Source organism: Devosia lucknowensis (assembly GCF_900177655.1).
In the GTDB taxonomy this organism is placed as follows: domain Bacteria; phylum Pseudomonadota; class Alphaproteobacteria; order Rhizobiales; family Devosiaceae; genus Devosia; species Devosia lucknowensis.
Genome location: NZ_FXWK01000001.1, coordinates 440,384 through 460,559 on the forward strand (window position 1 = coordinate 440,384; position 20,176 = coordinate 460,559).

General features: G+C 62.8%; 18 protein-coding genes. 4 read left to right on the forward strand and 14 right to left on the reverse strand.

Features of this window, described 5'->3' with window-relative positions; genetic code table 11:
- Window positions 1-16: 16 nt before the first annotated feature.
- From cysG to CCK88_RS02120, 10 genes are all read right to left on the reverse strand, one after another.
- The gene (gene cysG / locus CCK88_RS02075) at window positions 17-1,564 is read right to left on the reverse strand and encodes a siroheme synthase CysG (protein ID WP_086468883.1); all 1,548 of its coding nucleotides are present in this window, start codon (window positions 1,562-1,564) and stop codon (window positions 17-19) included.
- A complete protein-coding gene (locus tag CCK88_RS02080) occupies window positions 1,536-4,151 on the reverse strand; it encodes a nitrate reductase (RefSeq protein ID WP_086468884.1) in 2,616 nt (871 codons plus the stop codon). The genes cysG and CCK88_RS02080 overlap by 29 nt, the downstream gene beginning before the upstream one ends.
- A 166-nt stretch (window positions 4,152-4,317) precedes the next feature.
- Entirely contained in the window at window positions 4,318-4,653 is a 336-nt protein-coding gene (gene nirD, locus CCK88_RS02085) for a nitrite reductase small subunit NirD (RefSeq protein WP_086470768.1), read from the reverse strand.
- A gap of 5 nt (window positions 4,654-4,658) precedes the next feature.
- The gene (nirB, locus tag CCK88_RS02090) at window positions 4,659-7,145 is read right to left on the reverse strand and encodes a nitrite reductase large subunit NirB (RefSeq protein ID WP_086468885.1); all 2,487 of its coding nucleotides are present in this window, start codon (window positions 7,143-7,145) and stop codon (window positions 4,659-4,661) included.
- Between the two features lie 9 nt (window positions 7,146-7,154).
- A complete protein-coding gene (locus tag CCK88_RS02095) occupies window positions 7,155-7,946 on the reverse strand; it encodes an ABC transporter ATP-binding protein (protein WP_086468886.1) in 792 nt (263 codons plus the stop codon).
- An 8-nt stretch (window positions 7,947-7,954) separates the two neighbouring features.
- Window positions 7,955-8,848, reverse strand: a complete 894-nt coding sequence (ntrB, locus tag CCK88_RS02100; protein ID WP_086468887.1) for a nitrate ABC transporter permease — start codon at window positions 8,846-8,848, stop codon at window positions 7,955-7,957.
- A gap of 57 nt (window positions 8,849-8,905) precedes the next feature.
- Complete coding sequence (locus CCK88_RS02105) at window positions 8,906-10,219, reverse strand: CmpA/NrtA family ABC transporter substrate-binding protein (RefSeq protein ID WP_086468888.1); 1,314 nt, start codon at window positions 10,217-10,219, stop codon at window positions 8,906-8,908.
- Window positions 10,220-10,573: 354 nt separating this feature from the next.
- Complete coding sequence (locus CCK88_RS02110) at window positions 10,574-11,779, reverse strand: CmpA/NrtA family ABC transporter substrate-binding protein (protein WP_086468889.1); 1,206 nt, start codon at window positions 11,777-11,779, stop codon at window positions 10,574-10,576.
- A gap of 10 nt (window positions 11,780-11,789) precedes the next feature.
- On the reverse strand, window positions 11,790-12,380 hold the full coding sequence (locus CCK88_RS02115; RefSeq protein ID WP_086468890.1) for an ANTAR domain-containing response regulator: 591 nt from the start codon (window positions 12,378-12,380) through the stop codon (window positions 11,790-11,792).
- Window positions 12,381-12,461: 81 nt separating this feature from the next.
- The gene (locus CCK88_RS02120; RefSeq protein WP_086468891.1) at window positions 12,462-13,322 is read right to left on the reverse strand and encodes an NAD-dependent epimerase/dehydratase family protein; all 861 of its coding nucleotides are present in this window, start codon (window positions 13,320-13,322) and stop codon (window positions 12,462-12,464) included.
- A gap of 158 nt (window positions 13,323-13,480) precedes the next feature.
- On the opposite strand from CCK88_RS02120, the gene CCK88_RS02125 reads away from it, so the two are divergent.
- Together CCK88_RS02125 and CCK88_RS02130 are read left to right on the forward strand one after the other, a co-directional pair.
- Entirely contained in the window at window positions 13,481-13,810 is a 330-nt protein-coding gene (locus CCK88_RS02125) for an SH3 domain-containing protein (RefSeq protein ID WP_086468892.1), read from the forward strand.
- 116 nt (window positions 13,811-13,926) lie between these two features.
- Entirely contained in the window at window positions 13,927-14,928 is a 1,002-nt protein-coding gene (locus CCK88_RS02130) for an asparaginase (protein WP_170926320.1), read from the forward strand.
- On the opposite strand, the gene CCK88_RS02135 is transcribed toward CCK88_RS02130, so the two are convergent.
- The 3 genes from CCK88_RS02135 to CCK88_RS02145 are packed head-to-tail and all read right to left on the reverse strand — an operon-like array spanning window position 14,925 to window position 17,337.
- On the reverse strand, window positions 14,925-15,611 hold the full coding sequence (locus CCK88_RS02135; RefSeq protein ID WP_210189931.1) for an RES family NAD+ phosphorylase: 687 nt from the start codon (window positions 15,609-15,611) through the stop codon (window positions 14,925-14,927). The two genes, CCK88_RS02130 and CCK88_RS02135, sit on opposite strands and share 4 nt — an antisense overlap.
- Window positions 15,611-16,021 (reverse strand): MbcA/ParS/Xre antitoxin family protein, encoded by a 411-nt coding sequence (locus tag CCK88_RS02140; RefSeq protein ID WP_086468895.1) that lies wholly within the window; start codon window positions 16,019-16,021, stop codon window positions 15,611-15,613. Before CCK88_RS02140 ends, CCK88_RS02135 begins: the two co-directional genes overlap by 1 nt.
- 50 nt (window positions 16,022-16,071) lie before the next feature.
- Window positions 16,072-17,337 carry a TIGR03808 family TAT-translocated repetitive protein gene (locus CCK88_RS02145; RefSeq protein ID WP_170926321.1) on the reverse strand — a complete coding sequence of 422 codons (1,266 nt, stop codon included), beginning with the start codon at window positions 17,335-17,337 and terminating at the stop codon, window positions 16,072-16,074.
- Window positions 17,338-17,489: 152 nt separating this feature from the next.
- Here CCK88_RS02145 and CCK88_RS02150 point away from each other — a divergent pair, with 152 nt between their 5' ends.
- Together CCK88_RS02150 and CCK88_RS02155 are read left to right on the forward strand one after the other, a co-directional pair.
- A complete protein-coding gene (locus CCK88_RS02150; RefSeq protein WP_086468897.1) occupies window positions 17,490-19,001 on the forward strand; it encodes a helicase HerA-like domain-containing protein in 1,512 nt (503 codons plus the stop codon).
- Window positions 19,001-19,552, forward strand: a complete 552-nt coding sequence (locus CCK88_RS02155) for a hypothetical protein (protein ID WP_086468898.1) — start codon at window positions 19,001-19,003, stop codon at window positions 19,550-19,552. The genes CCK88_RS02150 and CCK88_RS02155 overlap by 1 nt, the downstream gene beginning before the upstream one ends.
- On the opposite strand, the gene CCK88_RS02160 is transcribed toward CCK88_RS02155, so the two are convergent.
- Window positions 19,549-20,100: a response regulator gene (locus CCK88_RS02160; protein WP_140048855.1), complete on the reverse strand. Its 552-nt coding sequence runs from the start codon at window positions 20,098-20,100 to the stop codon at window positions 19,549-19,551. The genes CCK88_RS02155 and CCK88_RS02160 overlap by 4 nt on opposite strands.
- Between the last annotated feature and the right edge of the window lie 76 nt (window positions 20,101-20,176).

The following is a 20,176-nucleotide window of genomic DNA, read 5'->3' on the forward strand; positions in this document are numbered from 1 at the left end:
GTGACGATGTCGGAGGCTAGGTCCCGGTCGCTGCAAAGGCGTGGTTTTTCCGATCCTTCAGCGCATCGCCCACGGCGAAGATGGTCGGTGCAGACAGTGGAAACTGTTCAACCGAGGTGACGGCTTGGCCGATCGTACCGCGCCAGATCTGTTCTTCGGCACGGCCCAGCGAACCGGCGATAATTGCGGGCGTGTCGAGGCTCATACCCTTGGCCGAAAGCTCGGCGACGATGCCGGGCAGGGTGCGGCGGGACATGTAGTAAACGGACGTTGTTGCCGGATCAGCCAACGCCGCCCAATTGAGCGTTTCCGGCAAAACACCCTTGCGAGAGTGACCGGTGACGAACCGGACGGACTGGGCGTGGTCGCGGTGGGTCAGCGACACGCCGAGGCGGCTCGCGAGTGCGAGTCCCGCAGAGATGCCGGGCACGACCGAAACGGCAATGCCGTGGCTTTCGAGCATTTCGATTTCTTCGCCGGCACGGCCGAAGATCATCGGGTCGCCGGATTTGAGGCGAACTACATGCTTGCCCTGACGGGCAAGGCTCAGCATCAGGTCGTTGATCTCGTCCTGCGCGCAGCTTTCGCGCTGGGCGCGTTTGCCGACAAGCATGCGCTTGGCTTCACGTCGGGCGAGCTCGAGAACCTCGGCTGAGACGAGGTCGTCGAAGAGGATGACGTCAGCAGATTGAAGCGCGCGCACGGCCTTGATGGTGAGGAGATCTGCATCGCCGGGACCAGCGCCGACCAGCGTGACGCGGCCGGTCCCGGGCAGGGCGGCAACGGTGACGTCTGCATCTCGGGGTCCCGGGGCGCGGGAGCCAAAGGCGTTATCGGCCAGGCGCTCCCAGAAGGCGCGGCGCTGCGGGCCGACGGGAAGCTTTTCCATGACGGTGTCGCGCACTCTGGCCGCGAGTTGCGCCCAAAGGGTCAGCGTCTGGGGCAGCAGTGTTTCGATGCGGCGGCGCACGGCCTGGCCGAGGATCGGTGCCGCGCCTGCGGTGGAAATGCCGACCACGACTGGCGAGCGATTGACGATGGCGCCGAATTGGAACTGGCAGAATTCAGGACGGTCGATGACATTGTAGGGGACGGCATGCGCCTTGGCGGCGGCGATGAAGGCGTGCGCTTCGGCGTCGTCCGAGAGGTCCGCAATGGCGAGGGCGGCGTCGGCGAGGTCGGATGGGGTCCAGGGACGGGAGTGGAGGGTGATCCGGTGGCTGGTTGGGGCATCCCCCTCACCTGTCTCGGCCCTCGACCGATCCCCCCTCTCCCCGAAGTGGAGCGGAATAAGAGCGGACGCGGCGCCATTCTTCTCCCCCTCGGGGAGAAGAATGGCGGAAGGGCCGGATGAGGGGGATGCCGCCAGGAGCGCCAACTCTTCGCAAAAGTCCTCTGCATAGACATCCACTTGTGTGCCTGCAGCGGCGAGCAGTTCGATCTTCCAGGCTGCCGGTTCGTCGCCGCCGATGACGACCACACGCTGACCGCGCAGATCGAAGAAGACCGGGAGCACGGCAAGTTCGCCGATGCGCCTACTCGGCGGCGATGAGACGGTTTGCATCGACAATCCCCCTGATTTCAGCGCGGCAGGAGCCGCAATTGGTGCCAGCGCGGGTGAGAGCGCCGACCGCTTCGACGGTGGTGCAGCCGTGGCGGGTGACGGCATCGACGATGGTGTTGATGCCGACGCCGAGGCAGGCGCAGACGATTGCGCCACCATCAGGACGGTCGGCGCCGGGGCGTCCCGCAAGAACCAGCGAAGCCGTAAGATCGGCTTCCTTGAGGAGATCGACTGCCCACTGGCGCGAGACCAGGACCGGATCGGGCGATGTGTAGAGTGCCGCAATCAGTCTGCCGCGCTCGATGAGTACAAAAGCCCGTCGGCCGGAGCGTTCGTCTCGGATCGATTGGAAAGCGGCATCGGTACCGAAAGTGCTGGCGAGGAAAGCGGACCAGTCGGCCGGCTCGTCGAGCATGGCGATTTCGGCGCGCCAGCCATTCGTGGCGGGGGCAATGGCCCAGTAGTCGGTTGTGAGCGCCGGTTTCTCGGCTGCTACGACAAAGCCGTAGAGACGAACACTGATCGGTTCGGCATGGGCCTGCGCCATCTTGAGGGCCGGCTGGCTGGAAACTGGATCGACCTTGGCGGAGACCAGAGCGTCGATGCGACCGTTAGAAGCGAATTGGTCGGTCCAGTGCATGGGCGCGAAGAGGTGACCGCGCTGCTGCCGATCGGTGATCAGAGCGCGAACCAGGGCCGAACCGTGGCGATTTGACAGGCGCACAAGACTGGCGCGGCGGATACCCAAGGCATCGGCGTCGGCCGGATGGATTTCGACGAAAGGTTCGGCCATGTGCGCCGAAAGGCGCGCGGCTTTGCCGGTGCGCGTCATGGTGTGCCAGTGGTCGCGCACGCGGCCCGTATTGAGGATGAAGCTGCCGGGGACGGGGGCGAAAGGCGGCGGTGGCTGGATCGGCAAGAAGCGCGCCTTGCCATCGGGCGTGAAAAACTTGCCGTCTCCGAACAGGCGTGCTGCCGGTTTCGCGCGAACCGGCCATTGCGTGGGCGCCAGGCTGTCATAATCGGCGCCAACCAGACCGGACAGGTCGAAGTCGCGGGTACCGTGGTTTTCGAAGGCCGACAGCGCGGCGTGTTCGGCAAAGATTTCGCCAGGACCACCGTAGTCGAAGGCCGCAGCGTGCCCGAGGCGATGGGCGACTTCCTTGATGATCCACCAGTCGGGACGGGCTTCACCGGGCAGAGCGAGGAATGGGCGCTGGCGGGAAATGCGGCGCTCGGAGTTGGTGACGGTCCCGTCTTTCTCGCCCCAGCCGGCGGCAGGAAGGCGGACATGCGCGAGGTCCATCGTGTCGGTATGACGGTTCATGTCGGAAACCACGACCAGCGGACAGGCCTTGAGCGCGGCGCGAACCGCGTCAGCTTCGGGCATGGAGTCAACCGGATTGGTCGCCATGATCCAGACGGCCTTGATCTCGCCGCGCGTCATGGCGGCAAAAAGGTCGACGGCTTTGAAGCCCGGCGCTTGGGCAATAGCCGGGGCGTTCCAGAAGCGGGAAACGCGGTCGATCGCCTCGGGTGTGAAATCCATATGGGCGGCCAGCATGTTCGCCAGCCCACCGACTTCGCGGCCGCCCATGGCGTTGGGCTGTCCGGTGACGGAGAACGGACCCATGCCCGGCTTGCCGAGGCGACCCATCGCCAGATGGCAATTGATAATGGCATTGACCTTGTCGGTGCCGGACGCGGACTGATTGACGCCCTGGGAATAGACCGTGACGACCTTCTTGGTGCGGGCGAAAAGATCGTAGAAGCGCGTGATCGAGAGCGGCGACAGGCCGGTGGCGGCGGCGACGCGCTCGACTGTCCAGTCCTCGGCCGTCAGGAGTGCGGCCTCAAACCCCTTGGTGTAGGCGGAAATGTAGTTGCTGTCGGTGACGCCCAGATGGTCGAGATAGGCGAGGAGGCCGACGAAAAGCGCGCTGTCGCCATCGGGAGAGATGGGCAGGTGCAGTTCAGCGATGTCGGCGGAGACGGTGCGCCGCGGATCGACCAGCACGACCTTCATGCCGGGACGCGCCGTACGCGCGGCGACGATGCGCTGGTAGAGGACCGGGTGACACCAGCCAAGATTGGAGCCGACCAGCACGATGAGGTCGGCCTGTTCGAGGTCCTCGTAGTTGCCTGGGACCGTATCGGAGCCAAAGGCGCGTTTGTGGCCGGCGACGGACGAGGCCATGCAGAGGCGGGAATTGGTGTCGATGTTGCCCGAGCCGATGAAGCCCTTCATCAGCTTGTTGGCGACGTAGTAGTCTTCGGTGAGTAGTTGTCCCGAGCCATAGATAGCGACCGATTGCGGGCCATGTTCCCTGATGGCCGACATGAAGCCGTTGGCAACATGGTCGAGCGCCTGCTCCCAAGTGACTCTGTGGTCAGCGATTTCCGGATGGAGCAGGCGGCCGTCGAGCGAAAGCGTTTCGCCCAGCGCCGATCCCTTCGAACACAGCCGGCCGAAATTTGCGAGGTGGTCCGGGTCGCCGGCGATCTGCACGCTCCCGCCGGGCTGCGGCGTCGCGAGGACACCGCAGCCAACGCCGCAATAAGGGCAGGTGGTGTGGGTGGTGCTCATGGATTTGCCTCGCAGCATCCCAACCCCTCACCCGTCTCGGCCTGCGGCCGATCCACCCTCTCCCACAAGGGGCGAGGGGAGCGCCGGCGTTTGTTTTCGCTCGGTGCTCCCCTTCTCCCCTCGTGGGAGAAGGGGCCCGAAGGGCGGATGAGGGGAAGCACCACCATCACTCCGCCGCCATCGACATGAGCACATCCGGCGCGATGTAAATGAGGCCATCCTCGACCTTCACCGGGTATGTTCGCACCGAACCTTCGTCGGCGCCTTGGGCCTGGCCGGTCGCGAGATCGAAGACCCAGTTGTGGAGCGGACAGGTGACGGACGTGCCGTGGACGATGCCCTCGGCGAGTGGACCGCCCTTGTGCGGGCAGCGGTTGTCCATGGCGAAGACCTGGTCCTCAGCGGTGCGGAACACGGCAATCGTGCCCGAAGGTGTGTTGACGCAACGCGAGCCGCGCAACGGGACGGCGGTGACAGGGCCGAGCTGTATCCATTCGGTCATCGCCATCACTCCGCCGCCACGGGAAGCCCGAATTCGGCCATGGCGGCGAACTCGTGGGCGTCCTTGCCATTCACGCGTTCCTCCCAGGGGTCGACCTGGGCGAATTGCTGGGAATAGACGAAGCGGTCGTAGTAATGGCGGCGCCTGGCCTTGTCCTCGATGATCGACGCCTTGATGCTGTCACTTCCGACGCGCTTGGCCCATTTATAGATGCGCTCGAGGTAGTAGCCCTGTTCGCGATAGAGCTGGGTCAGGGCCACGATGATCTCGAGGGCCTCGTCCTCGGTGTCCGCATGGCCGAGCAGTTCTGTACCCTTGATGTCGAGGCCGGCTGCACCGGCAAAGTGGATGTCGTAGCCACTGTCGACGCAGATGACGCCGATATCCTTGCAGGTGGCTTCGGCGCAGTTGCGCGGGCAGCCGGAAACAGCCAACTTGAGCTTTGCGGGCGTCCACGAGCCCCACATGAACTTTTCGATGCGAACACCGAAACCAGTAGAGTCCTGCGTGCCAAAGCGGCACCAGTCGGAGCCGACGCAGGTTTTGACGGTGCGAAGGCCCTTGGCATAAGCGGCGCCAGACACCATGCCGGCTGCATTGAGATCGGCCCACACACCGGGCAGGTCTTCCTTTTTGACGCCGAGCAGGTCGATGCGTTGGCCGCCTGTGACCTTGACGGTCGGAATGGCGAACTTGTCGGCGACATCGGCAATGGCGCGCAATTCGTCGGGGGTGGTAATGCCGCCCCACATGCGCGGTACCACCGAATAGGTTCCGTCCTTCTGGATGTTGGCGTGGACGCGTTCGTTGATGAACCGGCTCTGGCCGTCATCCTCGTATTCACCGGGCCATTCGGACACGAGATAATAGTTGAGCGCCGGACGACACTTGGCGCAGCCACATGAGGTCTTCCACTCAAGTTCCTGCATCACTTCGGGGATCGAGCGCAGGCCCTTGGCGACAATCAGACGGCGGACGGTGCCGTGATCATGCTCAGTGCAGGGGCACATCGGCTTGACGGCGGCCGGATTGTAGCTGTCGCCCAGGGTGAGGCCCATGAGCTTTTCCACCAGATGCGTGCAGGAGCCGCAGGACGCGGAAGCTTTGGTGTGAGCGCGCACACCATCGAGATCGGTGAGGCCTTTGGAGACGATCGCGCCTGTTATCGCTCCCTTGCAGACGCCGTTGCAGCCACAGATTTCTGCATCATCCGGCAAGGCTGCAACGGCCGCCATAGGGTCCAGCGGTGCGCCCCCCTGATAGGCCTGGCCGAAGATCAGCGTGTCGCGCATCTCGCGCGTGTCCGTGCCCTTGCGGATCATGTCGAAGAACCACGGGCCGTCGGCGGTCTCGCCATAGAGCACGGCGCCGATGACCCGGTCTTCCTTGAGAACGAGGCGCTTGTAGATGCCTGACGTGGCATCGCGCAGCACGATCTCCTCGCGATCCTCGGCATCGGCAAAATCGCCCGCCGAGTACACGGAAACGCCTGTGACCTTCAATTGTGTTGCGGTCTGCACGGGCTTGAATGCGGCGTCGGTTTTGGCGAGGGTTTTCGCCAGCACCTTGGCCTGGTCGTAGAGCGGCGCGACGAGGCCATAGACGACTTTCTGGTGCTCGACGCATTCGCCCAGCGCCAGGATATCGGGGTCGGACGTGACCATCTGGTCGGAAACGACGATGCCACGCTCGACGTGAAGGCCGGCATCGACGGCGATGCGAGTCTCCGGCCGAATGCCGGCGGCCATGACGACAATGTCGGCGCCGTAGACGGTGCCGTCTTCGAGGGCCACGGCTTCGACGGTGTTCTGGCCGAGAATGGCCTTGGTTTGCGCCTTGCAGTGAACCTTGATGCCGCGCGCTTCAAGATCGCGCTGCAAGAGGAAACCGGCGGCCGGATCGAGCTGGCGATCCATGACGTGGCCCATGATGTGGAGCACGACCACGTCCATGCCGCGGGCATTGAGGGCCGCGGCGGCTTCGAGGCCAAGGAGGCCCCCACCGATGACCACAGCCTTGGAGCCGGGGCGACGGGAAACATCGACCATGCGGTTGACGTCGTCGAGATCGCGGAAGGCCATGACGCCGGGCAGGTCCTTGCCGGGCAGGGGAATGATGAACGGGGCCGAGCCTGTGGCGACGATCAGCTTGTCATAGGGCGTTTCGCCAGTCTTCGAGATGACGACCTTGCGCTCCCGGTCGATGGCGGTCACCGTCTCGCCGAAGCGCGTGTGAACCCCACGGTCGCGATACCAGTCGGCATCGTGGGTGATGATCTGCTCGTATTCCTTCTCCCCGGCCAGGACCGGAGAAAGCATCAGGCGGTTGTAATTGCCACGCGGTTCGGATCCGAACAGGGTGACTTCGAAGCGGCCGGGCGCTTCCTCGAAGATGTGTTCGAGAGCGCGGCCCGAGGCCATGCCGGCGCCGATGACGACCAAGCGTTCGGTGCGCGTCGCGGAGGGGAGGATTTCGGGGGCCAGGATATCCATCATGATCTCCTACGCAGCTTCCACGAAGCGATGACGCTCGTAGAGGAACTTGAGAACCGCTTCGCGGCATTTGAGGTAGGTGCGGTCGGAGGCAAGCTCCAGACGCTTGCGGGGGCGATCCAGCGGCACTTCAAGCACTTCGCCAATGGTTGCGGCCGGGCCGTTGGTCATCATCACGATGCGATCCGAGAGCAGCACCGCCTCGTCGACGTCGTGCGTGATCATGATCATGGTGTTGCCCAGGCGCTGATGGATTTCCATCATCTGGTCCTGGAGATGCGCGCGGGTCAGGGCGTCCAGCGCACCGAAGGGTTCGTCGAGGAGAAGGATCTTGGGCTCCATGGCGAGCGCCCGGGCGATGCCGACGCGCTGCTTCATGCCGCCGGAAATCTCGGTGGGACGCTTGTCCTTGGCGTGGGCCATCTGCACGAGGTCGAGATTGGCCATGATCCAGTCGTGCCGCTCGGCGGCAGATTTGGAGCGCCCGAAGACCTTGGCCACGGCCAGGTTGACGTTGTCGTAGACGGTCAGCCACGGCAGCAGCGAGTGGTTCTGGAACACCACCGCACGTTCGGGGCCGGGCCGCGTCACCTCGGCATTTTCAAGAATGATGCCGCCGGTGGTGACTTCGGTCAGGCCGGCGATGAGGTTGAGCAGGGTGGACTTGCCGCAACCAGAATGGCCGATAATGGAGACGTATTCGCCCCTGGCAATGTTGAGATTGATGTCGCGCAGCACTTCTGTCGTCGCGGCGCCGCGAGTGAAGCTTTTGCCGACAGCGGTGATCTCGAGATAGGTCATGGTGATCCTCAGTTGGCGCTGGTGCCGCGGGTGACGATGGAGCCGACCAGGGCCACGAGGCGGTCGAGCACGAAGCCGACGACGCCGATGTAGATCAGGGCGACGATGATGTCAGTGAGGCGGGAGCTGTTCCACGCGTCCCAGATGAAGAAGCCGATGCCGACGCCGCCGGTGAGCATTTCGGCAGCGACGATGGCGAGCCAGGAAAGGCCGACGCCGATCCTGAGACCCGAGAAGATGTAGGGCGCGGCGGCGGGCACCATGATCTTGGTGAAGAATTCGAGCTGGTTGAGCTGCAGCACCTGGGCGACGTTGCGGTAATCCTGCGGGATGTTGCGCACGCCGACGGCAGTGTTGATGATCACCGGCCAGATGGCGGTGATGAAGATCACGAAGATGGCCGACGGACCGCTATCCATGAAGGCGGCCAGCGAAATCGGCAGCCAGGCTAGTGGCGGGACGGTGCGCAGGATCTGAAAGATCGGGTCGAGACCGCGCATCATCCAGATCGACTGACCGACAAGGGCGCCAAGCGCGACGCCGACGACCGCGGCAAGCCCGAAGCCGATGGCAACGCGCTGAAGTGAGGTCAGGACGCGAAGCCCGAGGCCGATATCCTGTGAGCCATAAACGAAAAATGGATCGACGATCAGATCATAGCTTTGGAGCCAGACTTCACTCGGGGGCGGCAGGGAGGAGCCTGGCTGCGAAAAGATTACCTGCCAGATCGCCAGGATGACGGCGAGAACGACCAGCGGCGGAACGACCGTCTTGGCGATGTTCCCGGCCATGGCGGCATAATCGACTTTGCGGGCGGCGGGCGCGATGGTGGCCACGGTGGCTGGCTTGCCCTTGAAGGGCAGGGTGGTGATCTTGGATGTGGCGGTGGCGGGCAGGGACATGGGGCTCTCCCGGAGGTGTTGGAAGGGGGCCGGCGCCGAGGCGCCGGGGCTTCGGCGTCAGGCCAGGGACTTTATGTCGAGGCTGTCGAGATAGGCCTGAGGGTCGGCGGGATCGAACGTCTTGCCGTCGAAAAAGGTCTCGACGCCTCGGCTATCGCCCGAGGGGAGGTCCGTGAAACCGAGTTCGGTTGCCGCTTCCAGCCACAAGTCCGAACGATTGGTCTTGTTGACGAGTGCTGCAACGTCGGTGTCGGCGGGGAAATAGCCCCAGCGGATGTTCTCGGTCATGAACCAGGTGTCGAGGCTCTTCCAGGGGTAGGAACTCTCCCCCTTTTCGCCCCAGAATTTCATGAACAGATCGGTGCCGGTCTCGACGCGGCCATTGCCGTAATTGATGTCGCCCTTGATGCGGCCGATGATGTCGGCGACGGGAACGTTGTACCACTGGCGACGGCCAACGATCTCGGCCATCTCCTGCTTGTTGTCCATGCTCTCGCACCACTGCTGGGCTTCCATGACGGCCATCAGGATGGCCTTGGTGGCCAGCGGGTTGGCATCGACCCAGTCAGCACGCATGCCGAGTACCTTTTCAGGATGGTGCGCCCAGAGCTCACCCGTGGTGGCGGCGGTAAAGCCGATACCCTGGTTGACCAGTTGCTCGTTCCAGGGTTCGCCGACACAGAAGGCGTCCATGGTGCCGACCTTCATGTTCGCCACCATCTGCGGCGGCGGCACGACGATGACGTCGACATCGACATTGGGGACGATGCCACCGGCGGCCAGCCAGTAGCGGATCCAGAGGTCATGCGTTCCGCCGGGGAAAGTCATGGCGACGCTGGGCGCGCCGCCAGCGGCCTTCTTTGCGGCAAAGGCCTCCTTGAGCGGGGAGGCGTCGAGGCCAACGCCAATGTCAGCGTATTCCTGCGCCACGGAAAGGCCCTGGCAATCCTCGTTGAGGTTGAGCAGCGTGTACATCGGCAGCGGCTGGTTGTTCTGGGTGACCGCGCCGGAGGTGTAGAGGTGCACTTTCGGCCGGAGGATATGGCCGCCATCGATGCCTCCATTGGCCGAGCCCAAGGCCATGTTGTCGCGCGTGGCGCCCCAGCTGGCCTGCTTTTCGATGGCCATTTCAGGTAGGCCATACTTGTCGAACAGGCCCTTCTCTTTGGCGATGATCAACGGCGCGGAGTCAGTGAGAGCGATATAGCCGAGCTTGGTACCAGCGACTTCCGGACCTGCACCCTGTGCGAAGGCGCCGGCGGGAAACAGCGCCTTGGCGGCGAGCAGCGTGGCGGCCGTTGCGGAGGCGCCCTTCAGGAAGGATCGGCGGGTGGTCGTCTTCAATGTCATCGCAGTCTCCAGTTGCACCATGCGACAAAAGAAAAGGCTGCCAACGGGAGACGATCGGCGGTGAGCCGGTCGTACCAGTTGGCAGCCTTGCCTGTGAGGCGCCCGTCATTGGGCGCCGACGAGAAGAGCGTCTTGGGAGGAGCTCGTTCGCAACCTTCATTGCAGGAAGCGTGCCAAGAGCTCAGGTTAGAAAATTGTTGTTATTCAGCAGGGAGTTGAGCGGACGGTGGCCTCAAATGCTGCAATCCCAGGTCCACCACCACCAGGCTGAGTAGAATGCAGTGTGCACAAATGGTGTGCATGCTATCTTTGCTGGCGAACTAATGGGCGACAGCTTCTCTGGCTTGGTGGCCACCGGAAAGCGGATCGGAAAAGTCAGCTCCGCTGCGCTGCGATATAGGCGTCCAGATGGTCTGGATCGAATACTGTGCCATCGAAAAAGCGGTTCGGTCCTGCGGTCAGCTCGCCGTTGGTCGCTGCGATGAGGTGCGGTGCGGGCTGGTCGCCGTCGCGTCGATAATCATCCGAGGGGGTCGGCACGCCAAGCGGTGCCAGTGCCGCTCTGTAAAGATCCGGTCGGAATGTACCGGCGGCAAGCTTGGCATTGACGTCGCTGGTGGTGGCTTCGTTCCAGCGTACCATCTGGCTGTAATACCAGAGCGCATGACTTTTCCATGGGAAAGTGGCCACGCCGTCGTGCGGAATGAAATAGTCGGTGACGTCGATGACGCGCGTTCCGGTGTCGATCCGGCCGGTCAATGCGCGCTCGACGATATCGATGGGCAGGTCGAGATAGGCGGGGGCGGCCATGATGCTCGCGGCGTGCAAGCGGTTTTCCCCGACTTGGCACCATTGGCCGGCTTTGTAGACTGCGCGGACGATGCGCTCCACGAGATCGGGGTTTCGTTCGGCCCAATCCGAGCGCATGCCGATGGCCTTGTCTGGACTCCATTGCCAGATCGACGCCTTGGTGGTCGCAATACGGGCGCCATGCCGCGATACGCCGACGCTGTTCCACGGTTCTCCCACGCAATATCCGTCGAGACTGCCGGCACCGAGGGCTTCGGGCAGAAGGGGAGGTGGCAACACGACGATTTCGATGTCGACGTCGGGTCTGATGCCGCTGGCGGCCAGCCAGTATCGCAGCTCATAATTGTGCGAGGATGTCTGGTGCACGACGCCGAAGCGGAGTTTACGGGCGTTCGACTTGACGACCTTGGCCAATGCCTGCCCTGCCGGTCCGGCCTGAAGATCACCAGGCGCGCCGGCGTCGGCCATGGATTTCCACAGTGCGGCGCTGACTGTGATGGCGTTGTTGCCCAGTCCCGTCATGATCGGAACGATCATGGGCGTCGAAATGGGGGTGAGTCCCAGGCTGGCGGCGATCGGCATCGGCGCGAGGACCAGCGAGATATCGAAGTGGCCGAGCGCGGTACGGTCACGGATGTTGGCCCACGACGTCTCCCGGGTTAGGCCGAGCGTAAATCCTTCTTCCTCGGCGAAACCCATTTCGTGTGCAAGCACGAGCAGGGCACTGTCCAGCAGGGGCAGGAAGCCGGCGGTGACATGGGGAAGGGTCATGGCTTTATCCCTAGGGGCCGAGCAGATTGGCGGCGGTGACGAGGCTCTGCGCGATGTCCACCAGTCGGCGATTTTGGTTCATCGCCGTCTTGCGCAGCAGCGCATACGCTTCGGGCTCGGAAAGGCTCTTCGTCTTCATCACGATGCCCTTGGCCTGGTCGATGATCTTGCGCTCCTCAAGCGCACTGCGTGCCTCCTCCAGTTCGCGCGTGAGACGCGAGAAGGCATTGAAGCGCGAAATCGCCATATCGAGGATGGGTTTGATGCGCTCCTTCTTGAGTCCGTCGACGACATAGGCCGAGACGCCGGCCTCGATGGCCTTTTCCGTTGTGCTCGTATCCGATTGATCCACGAACATGGCGATCGGTCGTTGAATGGCGCGGCTCAAGGAGAAGAAGTGCTCCAGCGTGTCGCGCTTGGGATTTTCCAGATCGACGAAAACGACATCGGGTTCGGACTGCTGAATGGTGCGGCCAACCTCTTGCACGTCATGGATGACGGACACCCGCACATAGCCCGCCTCGCGCAGGCCTTCCTCGATGATCGAGGCGCGGATGCGGTTCTCATCGATGATCAGAATGGACAGGTCGGGGCTGGGCATCGTCGGCAGATAAGCCTGTGCTTACAAAAAGCACAAGTGCCGAAGGTGCACACTAAGTATGCAAAAGCGACCTGGCCGATTCTATTTGGCCTCGTTGCGCCAACTGTACTGCGGCGAGTACCCCAGCATGCGCTTTGCCTTGTCGATGGCTAGAAGGGTCCCATTGGTCGAAATGTTGCCGCGCTGCTCGACGCCGGGAAAGACCTCCGCTAGCAGCGAGATATTGGACCGCGACATGACCGAGTCGGCATTGGCGATGATGAAAGCTTCAAAGCCCTTGAAGTCCGCCTGGATGGCACGACGAACTGCCTGTGCGCCATCGCGCGCGTCGATGTAGGCCCAGAGGTTCCATTTGCGCTTGCGTGGATCGCCGTCGAAACCCGGGAATGCCTTGTAGTCCTCAGGATACATGACATTGGAAAAACGAAGGCCGACCATGCGCAACTCGGGATCCCAGCGGCAGAATTGCGCAGCCATGGTCTCGTCGAGCAGTTTACCGAGGGAGTAGGCACTTTCAGGTCGCGGAAAGTACTCTTCATCCACGGGCGCGTAGGGCGGGGGATTGTCAAACGGCAGACCCAGCACCGTTTCGCTCGACGCGAACACCACGTTCTTGATGCCGGCAAGCCGACAGGCTTCAAAGACATTGTAACTTGATGACACGTTGTTCGAGAGCGTGCGCGCATTGGGAGCAAGGCCCGGCGCTGGAATGGCCGCCAGGTGCACCACGGCATCAAAGGGGCCGCCGCGTTCATCGACGCCACCCATGATGGCACTGGCCACTTCGCCGAAATTGCTGAGGTCAGCCCGGACGCTCGGGCAGATCGGATCCGCCAGGGCCTGCTGATCGATATTGAGAACGTCATAGCCGTGCTCGACGAGATCGCGCAGCACGGCGCGCCCCAGCTTGCCGCTGCCGCCTGTGACCAGAACCTTGCTCATGCGGAACCTCCTCTTCCCCCCACAACCCTAGCCGCGAACGGCAGGGCTGCCAACGCATCTGCGCAGATGAACGCAATCTGAACCCACCTATCAGGGTGGGTTCAAATCGCTGGCATTAGGAGTAATGCAACGCTCGAACTCGTCCAGAGGACAAAGAAATGAACAAGGCTCAGGAAAAGGTACTCATCGCCACCCTCTGCGGTCTGGTCGTGACCGCGGCAGCAGGCTTTGCCGTTCAGCCAGCAGTGGCCGCCGGGTATCATGTTGATACGCTGGCACAGGTGTCCGGCGTCGCACAGTGGGATCGCCTGAACGTCCGCAAGTGGCCAGCCAGCTATTCGCAGAAAGTCGGATCCTTCGCGCCGGGTGTTCATGTCTGGGTCGAGCGCTGCATCGAGGTTCAGAACAGCGCTGATTGGTGCCTCGTTGATCGGAACAACACCAAGGGTTGGGTCAATTCGCGCTACCTGACCGCCGTTTCCGAGTGATTTGCGAGCGGCCCCGCCGTTCGCCAGACTTTAGTACTGCGTGCCTCCTTCCCATGCATGTTGACTTTCCCGGCCCTTTTGCTGTTCGTGGCAGCAAAACGGGCCGGAGTTTTTCCATGGACGCGAATCCCATTCTTGCCGAAGCCGTACGCGGCAATTGGGTCGAAAACCGCCATCGCGGCGCCTTCATCATCGTCGACGCAACCGGGCGGGTGATCGCCTCGGCTGGCGACGTCGAGCGCCCGGTGTTCCCACGATCCGCCATCAAGTCCATGCAGGCTTTGGCGATTTTTGACCGCCACGCTGCTGATCGCTTCCATCATACCGCCGAGGAACTGGCGCTCGCCTGTGCGTCACATCATGGCGAAGATGAGCATGTGGACAATGTCTCGCATTTTCTCGACCGCATGGGCCTCTCCGTTTCCGATCTCGAATGCGGCGCCCATATGCCCACCAACGGCAAGGCTCGTGAGGCCTTGAGAGCTCGTGGCGCAGAGCCCAGCGCGCTTCACAATAATTGCTCGGGCAAGCATTCCGGAATGTTGAGCGTCGCGCTGGCCATGGGTGTGCCGACATCAGGTTATGTGACCCGCGAGCACGACGTTCAAAAGGCGGTACGCGCGGCAGTGGAGTATGTCATCGGCGAGGATCTGACCGAGGACAGGTGCGGCACCGATGGCTGTTCGATACCCACTTGGGCGGCTCCCTTGCGCGCCTGGGCTCATGGCTTCGCGCGCATGTCGACGGGTGAGGGTCTGGATGCGGGCCACGCAGCGGGTGCCACGAAGTTATTCGATGCAGCGACCAGCCACCCACATCTCGTTGCAGGGACTGGCCATCTCGACACGCTGGTCATGGAAGCATTTGGCGGGCGCTTGATGCAGAAGGGCGGTGCCGAAGGCGTGCAGTGCGGCGCCATCCGCGACAAGGGTTGGGGTTACGCGCTCAAGTGCGATGATGGCAACATGGCCGCAAGCCAGGCCATGGTGGCGCAACTGCTGCTGACATATGCCGAACCAAACGCCGCACAGGCCGACGTTCTCGCGCAGTTCACGCGCCAGCCTGCGCGCAATGTCCGCGGAACCGTCGTTGGCGAATTGCGGGCTGTCGCGTTCTAGAGCGCGAAGATCCGGCCGCTGCCGCAATTGCGAATGCGGTCGACTCTCTGTCCGTCCCAGTGAAAATCGAAGTGATCGGCTTGAACAGGGGCGGGCATGAGATCGGGCCAGAATATGCCGACGCATTCTCCCGCCGGACAGCGCACGCTGCGATAGAGGATGCCGTTGCTGCCCGCACGGCGAAGGTCACGGCCCAGGGCCTGCGAAGCGGTATAGTCACTCGGGTCGTGTATATGGTCGAGCCCGCGCGCGTCATGCAGGTCCAGGTCTATGCTGTTAACGAGCATGCGGAACTGCGAGGTCCAGCCGGGATCTTCGGCGCTTGCGCGCATCGTGCGTCCGTGGTGATGCGCCACTTCGCGGATGGCGACTTCCTCAGCATTGCCGGCACTGTAGACCCCGTAACTGCCATCGGTGAAGCGGCCGGGGCGGTCACGACTGACATGAACAAACGGGGCCATGAGATAGCTGGCCCCGGGACCATTCACCCTGCGCTCGGGCGGGACGAGGTCCAGATGGCCCAAATGGTCCCAGATGCGGGGGTTGGTCTTGGACTCAGCCGAGGCAAGAGCGTCCCAGTCGCGCGGGTCTGCGATGTCTTCAAACAGATCGATGGGCGGGTGGATCGAGCGGATCAGACGGAACGCTCTGGGCCACGCGACACGAGTGACGTGTGGCTCGATCACCAGCCGCTGCGCTCTGCATCGAGGTAATGACGTACACGCGCGAGGGAAAAGATACTTCCCTGTCCCATGATCGCAACCGGGGTTTGCTGGCCGAAATCTGCATTGGGCTTTTTGATCCAGGCATAGCCGCGCTCCGGATCGCTAAAGAGATAACGCAGACCCTTGTGAATTCCCATGAGCAGCGACAATCGCGAAGCGAGATCCCGATCGATCCGGCCGACTTCGCCGGTCTTCCACCGTGCAAAAGTCCGCGGGGCGATTCCGCCGAGTATGTCCCGCGCCTCGGCATCGCTCAGTTGCCAATGCTCAAAGAGGCGGACGACGGCGCGAGCCATTGCCGAAATCTCGGCGTCGGTCAGTTCAGCACTTTCCGGAATGGCTTCGGTACGCGGCAATTCGTGCAGCATCGAACTCTCCTTTGGCAATAAATAGGAGAATTTATGCCAAATGGCAAGATTTATCGGACGCTCACGTTAGGATAGTCGGCAGCCGACGCCAGCAGGTCCGGCGCGACCACATCGGACCACGCCATTCCAGCGATCGCGTGTTCGCTTGCGTCGACGCGGTTCCCCGAAATAGAGACGTTCCCTGCGCCTTCTGCGACGCTCACGCCAATGCCGATGCGGCTGGCCGTCACCACGTTGTTGGCAATGACCACGTTCCGCAGATAGGGCCCCCAACCGGCTCCGATTGCGATGCCCGGGACGTTCTCCACCATATTGCCGGTAATGGCTGCGTCGGCCTCGGCGAATATTCCGAACGGCGTGGTGTCGGGATTGACCTCCGAGCGCACAGCGATGTTGCGAACGATATTGCCGTTACAGACGGCCACCTCGCCACCGGAGTCCATGTTGGTGATGGAGATGCCGCCCGCGGCACCGTCGACGATGTTGTTCGCGATAACGGACCCAGAAAACCCAAATTCGGAGAAGATCGCCACCTCACCCGAGTTGAGACACTGATTTCCGGACACCTGTGTATTGCGGGTCGTGTTCAGCCGCACCGCGGTGAAAGCGCAGTCCGCGATATGGTTGTCGGCAACAATGACCTGATCGGCCAGGTAAACGTTTATCCCATTGCCATTCTGGCCGTTGCCGCCGTCGCGCCAATCAATGTTGGAGATGCGGTTGTTGACCACGATCGAACCATCGGGGCCCGCTTCGCTGCGCCAGACGCGAATTCCGGCATTGCCGCATCGCGTGATGCGATTGCCCGAAAGCAGTAGCCCGAGATTGTCGACGGCGTGGATCGCGGCATCGCCATGACTGGCGAAATCGCAGTCGCGGACAACAGCGTCGGATTCGTAGATGTTGAGTGCCGTATCTGGGCTATCGCGGAACAGACACCGCTCGATCACCACGCCCTGGCTCGACTGTAGTCTGAGAAGTGCGTCCGCACCGCTATCGCCGGCAAAGCCGATGTCGCGCAACACCACGCTGGCCTGGCCCGAAATGGCGCCGACTGGCGCTCCCATGCCAACGAGCCAGGTCGCGCCGGGTACGCCCTCAACCACCAGATTGCGCGGAAACTGGATGCCCGAAACCCGGAACCGCCCCGCCGGCAGACGCAGGTATCCGGTGCCCGAGGCCGCGTGAAGCGCTGCCTGGAATGCTGAGGACTGATCCGCTTCGCTGTCCGCAACAAGGGAATCGGTCTGGGCAAGGGCAGGGCCGGCCAGACCAAGCCCGACAAGACCGGCGAGAACCTGGCGACGATTGTTCACGAGAAGCTCCATGACCCGAATTTGCCAAGGAATTCCTGACCATGCGAGGCAATCCGGCCGAAGTGGTGAATCAAGACACATGCCACATCGCTTGTTCGCGGCCACGGGTGACGGCTATAACAACACGGGAATTGACCAAGAGGCGGTGTGGCATGCTCGTGGACGGCAAGATCTTTTTGGGCACGAGTGACCGGCCGGAATATCTCAGCCTCAAATATGCAAACCGTCACGGCCTGATCACCGGCGCAACCGGAACTGGCAAGACCGTGAGCCTCCAGGTGCTCGCCGAAGGCTTTTCCCGCGCCGGCGTCCCGGTATTTGCCGCAGACATCAAGGGCGACCTCTCTGGTATCTCGAAGCTCGGTCAGGCTCAGGCCTGGCAGACCAAGCGCGCCGAGGACATCGGGTTCACCGATTATGCCGACGACGTCTTTCCGGTCATGTTCTGGGACCTGTTCGGCAAGCAGGGGCACCCGGTGCGGGCCACGATCTCCGAGATGGGGCCGGTTTTGCTCAGCCGCATCCTCGACCTCAACGACACCCAGGAAGGCGTGCTCAACATCGCCTTCCGCGCGGCCGATGAGGAAGGCCTCTTGCTGCTCGATCTCAAGGATTTGAGGGCGCTGCTGACGGACATGCAGGAGCGCACCCGTGAGATTTCGGGTCGATACGGCAATGTCACTACGGCTTCCATCGGCTCGATCCAGCGCGCACTGCTCGTGCTTGAACAACAGGGCGCTGACAACTTCTTTGGTGAGCGAGCGCTCGACATCCCGGACCTGATGCGCACCGATGTCGATGGTCGTGGGTTTGTGTCGATCCTGGCGGCCGACCAGCTCATGCAATCCCCGCGGCTCTACGCGACCTTTCTGCTGTGGCTGCTTTCCGAACTGTTCGAGGCGCTTCCGGAAGTCGGCGACCCCGAAAAGCCGAAGCTCGTATTCTTTTTCGACGAAGCCCATCTGCTGTTCGATGGCGCGCCGAAGGCCTTGATCGACAAGGTCGAACAGGTGGTCAAGCTCATCCGCTCGAAGGGTGTCGGCGTGTATTTCGTGACGCAGAATCCGGTCGACATCCCCGAAAGCGTGCTTGCTCAGCTGTCCAACCGCGTGCAGCACGCGCTGCGCGCCTACACCCCACGAGAACAGAAGGCTGTACGGGTCGCCGCCGAGACGTTCCGCCCCAACCCGGCCTTCTCGACCGAGGAGGTAATTTCCCAGCTGGGTATCGGCGAGGCGCTGGTGTCGGTTCTCGAAGAAAAGGGCGTCCCCTCCATGGTCGGGCGTACGCTCATTCGTCCGCCATCGGCGCAAGTCGGACCGATCTCGCCCGCAGAGCGTGATGCCAGCCTTGCCAAATCTCCCGTTGGAGGCCTCTACGACACGATCATCGACCGCGAGTCGGCGTTCGAAATTTTGCAACGCCGGGCGCGCGACAAGCAGCTGGATGCCGAACGTGCTCAGTATGAGACGGCAAGGCAGGCGGAGGCTAATCAACTGGCCCGCGAGCGGGAACAGGCCGAACGTGCTGCCGCGCCGCGCCGCTCATCGCGCCAGACACCCACGGAAGCAGCGATGAACTCGTTTGCTCGCACCGTTGCCAACACGCTGGGCCGCGAGCTGGTTCGTGGCATCCTCGGCGGCCTGACTGGGCGGCGGCGCTGATGGTCGGCGTGGTGCAGGCCGGGCTCACGGTCGCAGTCTTCGCTTCCGACAAGGGACCGGGTGATCCCGAACGCGCCAGCCTGATGAGCGAGGTGGGAAGGGTCTTCGCCCGCAAGGGTGCGCGCGTCCTGTGCCTTGCGGAACAGGGCGTCCTCCCCGTGCCGCTTATCACCGCCGCCAGGACGGCCGGCGGCCAGGTGGAAGTAGTGGCGGATGCGAGTATCGTCCTGCCACCCGCTTTGTCCGGTGTGCCAACCACTGTCTTGCCCGACCCCCGGGAGCGTCACAGCTATCTCGCCAATGCGAGCGTGGCGCTGGTTGCCTTGCCCGGCTCGCTGGCGTCCGTGACGTCGCTGTTCGGATCGTGGTCGTCCGGCACTTCCAGGCCGGTGGTCATGCTCAATCGGCATAAGGCGTTTGATGTGATCCGCGGTTTTGCAACCGATGTGCTGGCGGCGTCCGTCTCAAATTACGACCGCACCATCCAGTTTGCCGAAACCGTCGATGATCTGTGGAACAAGGTCGTCTGGGTCAGCGAACAAAAGCGCTAGGGGACCGGCCGCAAGTCTGGACGCCGGGCGCGGCGGTCTGGGAAGAGCGGCACGACGTTGTCGGTGTAGCGGCGGCCAGGATGCGGTTGGGGGCGCGCGGTGAAAACGCGGTCGCGCCGCTCCGGCCCACGATAACCAAAACCAAGTGCCCCCACCACGCTGCGGCTCAACAACCGCGCCTGCACGCGCTGCAGGAGATGTCGGGGTGACATCGGCTTGACGACGACCTCGTCGATACCGGCGCTGATCGCCTGTTGGCGCATCGGCGGCGTGATGGCTCGGGTTAGCGCGATAACCGGCAGATCGCGCGATACGAACGATGGGTCGAGGCGGATGGCCTCGACCATCTCATAGGCCGGCCGGCCATCGCGATCGAAATCCACTACCAGCATGTCGAGGGCGGCGATGCGCATATAAGCGAAGAGCTCGGCTTCGCTGTCGAAGCATCGAACGCGCAGGCGTGAGTCGCCGGCCAGCACCATTGTCAGCAAGGCTCCGAGGGCCGGATTTGCGGCCAGAACGGCGATAGTTTTACCCGTGACGCTCACGCTTCCCCCAACTGGCGGTTAACGCTTCGTTAACATGCCCATGAAGTCGAAAGAAGCGAAAGCGCAGGGTTCTCAA